This is a genomic window from Azonexus sp. (assembly GCF_036170495.1).
GTDB lineage: Bacteria > Pseudomonadota > Gammaproteobacteria > Burkholderiales > Rhodocyclaceae > Azonexus.
The window spans coordinates 1-7,872 of record NZ_JAVHPH010000485.1; the positions used below are offsets into that span (position 1 = coordinate 1).

A 7,872-nucleotide genomic window follows, 5' to 3' on the forward strand; every position below is an offset into this window, starting at 1 on the left:
TCGTCATCTACCTCGCCTTCCGCTTCGAATGGCGCTTCTCGGTCTCCGCCATCATTGCCAACCTGCACGACGTGGTGATCATTCTCGGCTTCTTCGCTGTCTTCCAGTGGGAGTTCTCGCTATCCGTGCTGGCCGCCGTGCTCGCCGTCCTCGGCTACTCGGTCAACGAATCGGTCGTCGTCTTCGACCGCGTGCGCGAAACCTTCAAGAAAGTCCGCGGCCTGACTACGCCGCAAGTCCTCGACCACGCCATCACGAGCACCATCAGCCGGACCATCATCACCCACGGCAGCACCCAGATGATGGTCCTCTCGATGCTGATTTTCGGCGGCGAAACGCTGCACTACTTCGCCATGGCGCTAACCATCGGCATCTGCTTCGGCATCTACTCCTCGGTCCTCGTCGCCAGCCCGCTCGTCATGTGGCTCGGCGTCTCGCGCGAGCAATTCATCGTCAAACCCAAGGTCATCGAAGGCGCCAACGACGACGGAGCCGTCGTTTAAGCGAATCCTACGGTCAACCGGAAAAAAGCCGCCAAATTGAAATTGGCGGCTTTTTCATTTTGGGGGACGGCTTCGTGCCCTTTGCTGACCTTCGCGCCATCACCACGAGAGCGACAGCTGACAAAGTACAGCGGACGTTCCAAGCAACTGCACAATGACAAATCGTCGGCCTTATGTGGAGCTCCACATAAGGTCGAGTTGCTGGCTTAGGCTTTCCGGCAGGTTTCAGAGCCCAGCGGTCGTTCGGATGACTGCTCCCGGGGATAGGCGAACGGCGGGTTGTGGCCGAATGAGGACCCAAGCGAATCTCCTAGCCAATCACCAGCTAGGCGTCGCCACCGCTGCCGACGGCGGTGGCAACTCGGGCAACCACATGCCGCTGGCGCCATAGACGGCACAACCGGCAATGACCAAGGCCACCACCAACGCGATGATGCCACCGCCGCTGGCCGGCTCGCCGCTTACGCCCTCCTTCCAGCCGGTCAGCATCTGCTTGACCAGATCATCTTTCTTGACGCGACCATGGAAAATGACGGCGCCGACATGGAGGATGACGAGGGCGATCAGGACATTGGAGAGCAAGTGGTGGATACCGCTCAGGCGGTCGCTGAGCGATTTGTCGATCAGTTCGAACAAGGGGCCGACGAAGGCGATGTCGTCGTTGGAAAACAGGCCGCTGGTGACTTGCACGGTCAACAGGAAAATCAGGCTGAAAACGGAAAGGCCGCCGAGCGGGTTATGGCCGAGGCCGCGCCATTCGCCTTTCAGGTAGACCTTGATCTTGGCCGGCGTCGGGAAGAACTGGGCGAAGCGCGCGTAGGTTGAGCCGGCGAAGCCCCAGACGAGACGAAAGGCGATCAGGCCGACGATGGCCAGGCCGATCTTGCCGTGCACTTCGATCAGATTGCCGCCCAGTTGCCCGCTGACGACCGCGGCGATGACGGCCAGCACGAGCAGCCAGTGAAACAGGCGGGTCGGCAGATCCCAAAGGTGAATTCGTTGGCTGTTCATGGGGTGACTTTTTTACTGGCGCTACGGGTAAATGCACCCGGATGTTCAGATGGCGAAAACGTGTTTGACACGCAAGGCCGGGGCGCCCTGCTCGATGGCGATGAGGCGGGCGATGTTCGGATGCTTGCCCGGATTGGCGCGCTCGTCTTCGCTGTGCTCGGCGAAGATTTCCATGCCTTTTTTGGCCGCCTCGACGTTGATCGAGCCATAGGTTTGCGCCAGATGGTTATACACCGCCAGCGAACCCTGACTGCCCGCCTTGTTTTCGATGGCGGCGACGACATTGCCGTTGGCGTCGAGCAGGTTGATGGCGGCCAGGTGCGAAATGCCCGGCAATTTCTTGAGATTTTCGGCAAACGACATGGATGACCTTTCGTGGATGCGGACGGGGAAGCCGTCCCCGCCCGGACTATTTCATTTTTCGGCGTTTTTTACGTTTCACGTAGTAAACCCGGTTGACCGTGGCAATCGAGCCGACGCCCTACTTCCACTCCCGTTTGGCTTTGACCAGACCAATGATCAGCCCGGTGGTAAAGGTGACGGCCGGCACGATGAAGGCAATTGCCTTGATGCCACGCTCGGCGCCAAAGTGAAAGAGCAGCCAGACCGTCGGCAACATGCCAAGGAACAGGCCAATTGCCGCGCCACGGATGCCGCCACGGATCACTTCCTGATCGGTGGTCTTGCGTGCGCCGGTGCAATGCGGGCAATAGATGGCGTCGGCCGGCACCTCCTGGCCGCATTTGGCGCACTGCATTTAGATGCGCTTGGCCAGTTCGGCCGCCTTGCCGGTGTAATCCCACGGCGTCAGCTTGAGCAGTTCGGCCTTGGCGCCTGCCGGAATCTCCAGCGAGGACACGAAAGCCTGCATGCCGTCGCGCGAGACGCGGGTGCCGCGGGTCAGCTCCTTGAGCTTTTCATAGGCGTTGGGCACGGCGTAGCGGCGCATCACGGTCTGGATCGGCTCGGCGAGCAGTTCCCAGTTGGCGTCGAGGTCGGCCTTCATGTTATCGACATTGACTTCCAGCTTGCCCATGCCTTTGAGCAGCGAATCGTAGGCGAGCAGCGTGTAGCCGAGGCCGACGCCCATGTTGCGGAGCACCGTCGAATCGGTCAGGTCGCGCTGCCAGCGCGAGACCGGCAGTTTTTCGGCAAGGTGTTTGAGGACGGCGTTAGCCAGCCCGAGGTTGCCTTCGGAGTTCTCGAAGTCGATCGGGTTGACCTTGTGCGGCATGGTCGACGAGCCGATTTCGCCGGCCTTGACCTTCTGCTTGAAGAAACCGAGCGAGATGTAGCCCCAGATGTCGCGATCGAGGTCGATCAGGATGCTGTTGGCGCGGGCAAAGGCGTCGAACAGCTCGGCCAGCGCGTCGTGCGGCTCGATCTGGATGGTGTAGGGGTTGAAGGTCAGGCCGAGCGATTCGACGAAACGCTTGGCGAAGCCTTCCCAATCGTAGCCGGGGTAGGCGATCAGGTGGGCGTTGTAATTGCCGACCGCGCCGTTGATCTTGCCGAGCAGTTCGACGGCCGCGATGCGGGCGCGGGCGCGCTGCAGGCGGTAGGCGACGTTGGCCATTTCCTTGCCGAGCGTCGTCGGCGTCGCCGGCTGGCCGTGCGTGCGGCTCATCATCGGCACGTCGGCGTTGGCGTGGGCCAGTTCCTTGAGGCGGGCGATGACCTTGTCGAGCGCCGGCAGCATGGCCTGTTCGCGGGCGCCCTGGCACATTAGCGCGTGCGACAGGTTGTTGATGTCTTCGGAGGTGCAGGCGAAGTGGATGAACTCGCTGACCTTGGTCACTTCGGCATTGCCCTTGGTGTTCTTCTTGATCCAGTATTCGAGCGCCTTGACGTCGTGGTTGGTGACGGCTTCCTCGGCCTTCACCTCGGCCGCCTGCTCGACGGTGAAGTTGTTCACCAGCGCATCGAGCTCGGCTACGGTCGACGGGGAAAAAGCGGCAATTTCGGAAAAGTGCGGCTCGGCGGCCAGCGCCTTGAGCCACTCGATCTCGACCTTGAGACGCGCCTTGATCAAGCCGAATTCGGAAAAATGCTCGCGCAGGGCGTCGACCTTGCCAGCATAGCGGCCATCGAGCGGGGAGATAGCGGTTAAAAGACTGGCAACCAAGGGATTGAAGGTCATGGAATCATCCTTTTCAGTAAGCCCGCCATTTTACCCGCCCGGCGAAGCCGTCGCCATACGCTATAATCGAGCTCCCCAAATCAGAGAGCACACGATGAAGCTGATCGGCTCCCATACCAGCCCGTTTGCCCGAAAAGTGCGGATCGTGCTGGCCGAAAAAAAGATCGACTACGAATTCGTCATCGATTCACCGTGGACGGAAGACAGCAAGGTCCCCGACATCAACCCGCTCGGCAAGATTCCCGTGCTGGTGCTCGACGACCACACCCCGCTCTTCGATTCGCGGGTCATTGTCGAGTACATCGACAACGTCACGCCCAACAACAAGCTGTTCCCTGCCCCCAATCGTGAACGGACCGAGGTCAAGCGCTGGGAAGCCCTGGCTGACGGCGTGCTCGATGCTGCGGTCAGCGCCCTGCTCGAAGGCAAACGTCCGAAAAAAGAGCAAAGCGCCAGCTGGATCGCGCGCCAGCATGGCAAGGTCACGCGCAGTCTCGACTTCATGGCCAAGGAACTCGGCGACAAAAGCTTCTGTATGGGCACCCATTTCTCGCTGGCCGATATTGCCGTCGGCACGGCACTCGGCTACCTGCACTTCCGTTTCCCGGAAATCGGCTGGCCGGAAAGCCACCCGAATCTCGGCAAGCTTTACGACAAGCTGATGCAGCGCGCGCCTTTCGCCGACACCGTGCCGCACGACTGACCGGCCGCAGTGTCACGGTAAGCAATGGCGCCGGTCGGCGCCATTGTTCTTTCCGTCATGAAACTCCCGCCGCGTTACCCGGTCTACCAAGCGGATACGACAAATCGTGCGAGGCAAGCGGCCGTGAACACCACCCCCGACGCAGTACCGATGCAAAAAGTCGCCCTCTCCCTGACGGCCGCACTGGGGGCGCGCGACCGCCACTCCCGCGCCCACTCCGACCGGGTGGTTCAGTTGTCCACGGAGTTGGGGCTGAGCATCGAATTATCCGCTGATGAATTGGACATACTGGCCCTCGGCGCGCAGTTTCACGACCTGGGTAAGATCGGCATTCCCGACAATATTTTGCGCAAACCGGCCGCCTTCGAGGACGACGAATGGGCCTGCATGAAGCAGCACGCCGTGATCGGTGAGCAGATCATTCTCGCCATCAACGGCGAGCGATCCCCGGCCATCGCCCGCATCGTCCGCCATCACCACGAGCATTTCGACGGCTCAGGCTATCCGGACGGCTTGCGTGGCACGGATATTCCGCTCTACTCGCGCATCATCTCGATCGCCGACAGCTACGATGCGATGATCGAACCCAGGACCTACCACCAGCCACGTCGGCACCGGGAAATCATGGACATCCTGAGCAGCGAGACCGGCCGGAAACACGACCCCGACCTGCTGCACGCCTTCTGCACCGTGATTGAAAAATCAGCCCGGCGCGGCCCCGACGCCTGAGGGCGTTCAGCGGATAACGCCGCCGCCCAGGCAGACGCGACTTTCGTAAAGCACCACCGACTGCCCCGGCGTGAGTGCCCACTGCGGCTCGGCAAAGCGGATTTCGCAGCTTTCGCCATCGACACGCTCGACCTCGCACGGCTGATCCGCCGTCCGGTAACGCGGCTTGGCGGTATACACCCAGTGCGTGTGCGGCGCCCGGCCGGAAACCCAGCTCAGTTGCTCAGCGACCAGATCATCCCTGAACAGCGCCGGGTGATCGTGGCCCTGGACGACGTAGAGCACATTCTTTTCCATATCCTTGCCGGCCACAAACCAGGCGTCGTGATCGCCACCGCCCGGCTGGCCCTTTTCCTTCAGACCGCCGATGTGCAGGCCCTTGCGCTGGCCTAGGGTGTGGAACATCAAGCCGTCGTGCTCGCCGAGTACCTTGCCGTCGTCGAAGCGGCGGATTTCGCCCTTTTTCGGCGGCAGGTAACGCGCCAGGAAATCCTTGAACGGCCGTTCGCCGATGAAGCAGATGCCGGTCGAATCCTTCTTGGTCGCCACGTGCAGCCCTTCTGCCTCGGCGATCTTGCGCACCTCGCGCTTATAGATGTCGGCCAGCGGGAACAGCGTTTTCGACAGTTGGACCTGGTTCAGGCGATAGAGGAAATAACTCTGGTCCTTGGTCCCGTCCTCGGCCTTGAGCAGCTGGAATTCGCCATTGAACTCGCGCACGCCGGCGTAGTGGCCGGTGGCGATTTTGTCGGCGCCGAGCTGCAGGGCGTGGTCGAGGAAGGCCTTGAACTTGATTTCGGAATTGCACAGGATGTCCGGATTCGGCGTCCGCCCGGCCTGGTATTCGCGCAGGAACTCGGCGAAGACGCGCTCGCGGTATTCGGCGGCGAAATTGACCACCTCGACATCGATACCGATGCGGTCGGCAACGCTCATGACGTCGATCAGATCCTGGCGCGACGAGCAGTATTCCTCGGTGTCGTCGTCTTCCCAGTTCTTCATGAACAGGCCGATCACCTTCCAGCCCTGCTGCTTGAGCAACAAGGCCGCCACGGACGAATCAACGCCGCCGGACAAACCGACGACCACAGTTTTTTCAGACATCGGGCCCAGCCCCTTTCTTCCATTCATCCAGCGGCAAGATCACCGCCGGCTGTCCATTATCGACGAACCAGCTATCGACGGCGAAGCGCGACGCTTCGCCTGCCGCTTTTTCCTCGATCACCGCCGACCAGTGCACGAAAAATACGGTGGCGACATCCCGCACCACCGGTTCGAGCACGCGATGCCAGCGCAGGTAGCCGCGCGCTTCAAGCATTTTTAGCAGGCGCGTCGTCGAGGTCGAATGATCGATGCAGTCCATCTTGCCGGAGACATGCCCATCGGCGACATTGCCGGCGCGGTCGTTGTGGATGTCCGACTGCTCGCCAGCCCAGGCATAAAGCCGACCGACCACCCCGGCAATCATTTTTCGCTCATTTTCCGGGTTGACCGTGGCCAACAGCATGCGCCGGACCTCGCCGAGCTGCCCTTCGGTATAGCGAATATCCGCCTGGGCCAGACAACCGTAGCCGTAGCAGATGCGCACCGTTTCATCGGCCGCAACGGCACCCGAAAACGCCAGCAACAAGGCGAGCAGCCAAGGCCGCATCAGTCGTAATGGACGAGCAGTTCGAGCGGCGCTTGCTTACCGGCCAGCAAATCCTCGATGCAGCGCAGAATCAGCGGGCTGCGATGCCTGGCCTGCGTCGCCCTGACCTCATCGAGCGTCAGCCAGCGCGCGGCGACGATGCCATCGTCGAGTGGGCGCCCCGCCTCGAATCCGCGCAATTCGCCAGCAAAGGCAAAACGCAGATAGGTCGTATCGTCCTTGGTCGGATGCGTCCAGTTATAAACGCCAACCAGATGCGTCGGCTTGAAGTGGTAGGCCGTTTCTTCGAGCGCCTCGCGGGCCACGGCCTCAATCAACGACTCGCCCTCTTCGAGGTGACCGGCCGGCTGATTGAAGGCCAGCCCGGCCTCGGTTTCCTCCTCGACGAGCAGAAATTTGCCGTCACGCTGGACAACGGCGGCGACGGTAACGTGGGGTTTCCAGACCATGACAGGGCTCTATCGGCAAAAGCGCTATTTTAACGTCTGATTTCAGCTAGAATTGTGGGCTTTTACAGGCGCAACACGGAGAATCGAACATGTCCATGTCGGATCGCGACGGCTTTATTTGGCAAGACGGCAAACTGGTGCCCTGGCGCGAAGCCACCACCCACGTCCTCACCCACTCGCTGCACTACGGCATGGGCGTCTTCGAGGGCGTCCGGGCCTACAAGACCGAGCGCGGCACGGCCATTTTCCGCCTCAAGGAGCACACCGAGCGCCTATTCCGTTCGGCCCACATCTTCCAGATGCAGATGCCTTACGACGCCGCAACGCTGATCGAGGCCCAGAAGGAAGTCATCCGCGCCAACAATCTCGAATCCGGTTATCTGCGTCCGCTTGCCTTCTACGGCTCGGAAAAGATGGGCGTCTCGCCCAAGGGCGCCAAGGTGCACGTCATCATCGCCGCCTGGCCATGGGGTGCCTACCTCGGCGAAGAGGGCATGGAACGCGGCATCCGCATCAAGACCTCGTCCTTCACCCGCCACCACGTGAATATCACCATGGTGCGCGCCAAGGCGTCGGGCAACTACATGAATTCCATCCTCGCCAACAACGAGGCCACCGGTGACGGCTACGACGAAGCCCTGCTCCTCGACACCGAAGGCTACGTCTGCGAAGGCTCCGGCGAGAAC

At 61.2% G+C, this 7,872-nt stretch carries 11 protein-coding genes; 4 read left to right on the forward strand and 7 right to left on the reverse strand.

What is annotated here, in order from left to right:
• A partial coding sequence (gene secF, locus ADADOO_RS17465) for a protein translocase subunit SecF (RefSeq protein WP_511278792.1) occupies window positions 1-503 on the forward strand: 503 nt, incomplete at its 5' end.
• A gap of 318 nt (window positions 504-821) precedes the next feature.
• Here the strand turns inward: secF and ADADOO_RS17470 are convergent.
• The 4 genes from ADADOO_RS17470 to purB all read right to left on the reverse strand — a co-directional run bounded on the left by ADADOO_RS17470 (window position 822) and on the right by purB (window position 3,654).
• A complete protein-coding gene (locus ADADOO_RS17470) occupies window positions 822-1,514 on the reverse strand; it encodes a cytochrome b/b6 domain-containing protein (protein ID WP_511278793.1) in 693 nt (230 codons plus the stop codon).
• Between the two features lie 45 nt (window positions 1,515-1,559).
• Complete coding sequence (locus ADADOO_RS17475; protein ID WP_511278794.1) at window positions 1,560-1,877, reverse strand: DUF2322 family protein; 318 nt, start codon at window positions 1,875-1,877, stop codon at window positions 1,560-1,562.
• A 118-nt stretch (window positions 1,878-1,995) separates the two neighbouring features.
• Window positions 1,996-2,271 carry a hypothetical protein gene (locus ADADOO_RS17480; RefSeq protein ID WP_511278795.1) on the reverse strand — a complete coding sequence of 92 codons (276 nt, stop codon included), beginning with the start codon at window positions 2,269-2,271 and terminating at the stop codon, window positions 1,996-1,998.
• On the reverse strand, window positions 2,272-3,654 hold the full coding sequence (gene purB, locus ADADOO_RS17485; RefSeq protein WP_511278796.1) for an adenylosuccinate lyase: 1,383 nt from the start codon (window positions 3,652-3,654) through the stop codon (window positions 2,272-2,274).
• A gap of 94 nt (window positions 3,655-3,748) precedes the next feature.
• On the opposite strand from purB, the gene ADADOO_RS17490 reads away from it, so the two are divergent.
• Both ADADOO_RS17490 and ADADOO_RS17495 read left to right on the forward strand, forming a co-directional pair.
• On the forward strand, window positions 3,749-4,357 hold the full coding sequence (locus tag ADADOO_RS17490) for a glutathione S-transferase (protein WP_511278797.1): 609 nt from the start codon (window positions 3,749-3,751) through the stop codon (window positions 4,355-4,357).
• A gap of 123 nt (window positions 4,358-4,480) precedes the next feature.
• Window positions 4,481-5,086: an HD-GYP domain-containing protein gene (locus ADADOO_RS17495; protein ID WP_511278798.1), complete on the forward strand. Its 606-nt coding sequence runs from the start codon at window positions 4,481-4,483 to the stop codon at window positions 5,084-5,086.
• Window positions 5,087-5,092: 6 nt separating this feature from the next.
• Here ADADOO_RS17495 and mnmA read toward each other — a convergent pair whose 3' ends face one another.
• From mnmA to ADADOO_RS17510, 3 genes are read right to left on the reverse strand one after another with little or no spacing between them, the layout of a single operon-like run.
• Window positions 5,093-6,190 (reverse strand): tRNA 2-thiouridine(34) synthase MnmA, encoded by a 1,098-nt coding sequence (gene mnmA, locus ADADOO_RS17500; protein ID WP_511278799.1) that lies wholly within the window; start codon window positions 6,188-6,190, stop codon window positions 5,093-5,095.
• Entirely contained in the window at window positions 6,183-6,737 is a 555-nt protein-coding gene (locus tag ADADOO_RS17505; protein WP_511278800.1) for a hypothetical protein, read from the reverse strand. The genes mnmA and ADADOO_RS17505 overlap by 8 nt, the downstream gene beginning before the upstream one ends.
• Complete coding sequence (locus ADADOO_RS17510) at window positions 6,737-7,186, reverse strand: NUDIX hydrolase (RefSeq protein WP_511278801.1); 450 nt, start codon at window positions 7,184-7,186, stop codon at window positions 6,737-6,739. Before ADADOO_RS17510 ends, ADADOO_RS17505 begins: the two co-directional genes overlap by 1 nt.
• A gap of 89 nt (window positions 7,187-7,275) precedes the next feature.
• On the opposite strand from ADADOO_RS17510, the gene ADADOO_RS17515 reads away from it, so the two are divergent.
• Window positions 7,276-7,872 (forward strand): branched-chain amino acid transaminase (locus ADADOO_RS17515; RefSeq protein WP_511278802.1); only part of this gene is annotated, 597 nt, incomplete at its 3' end.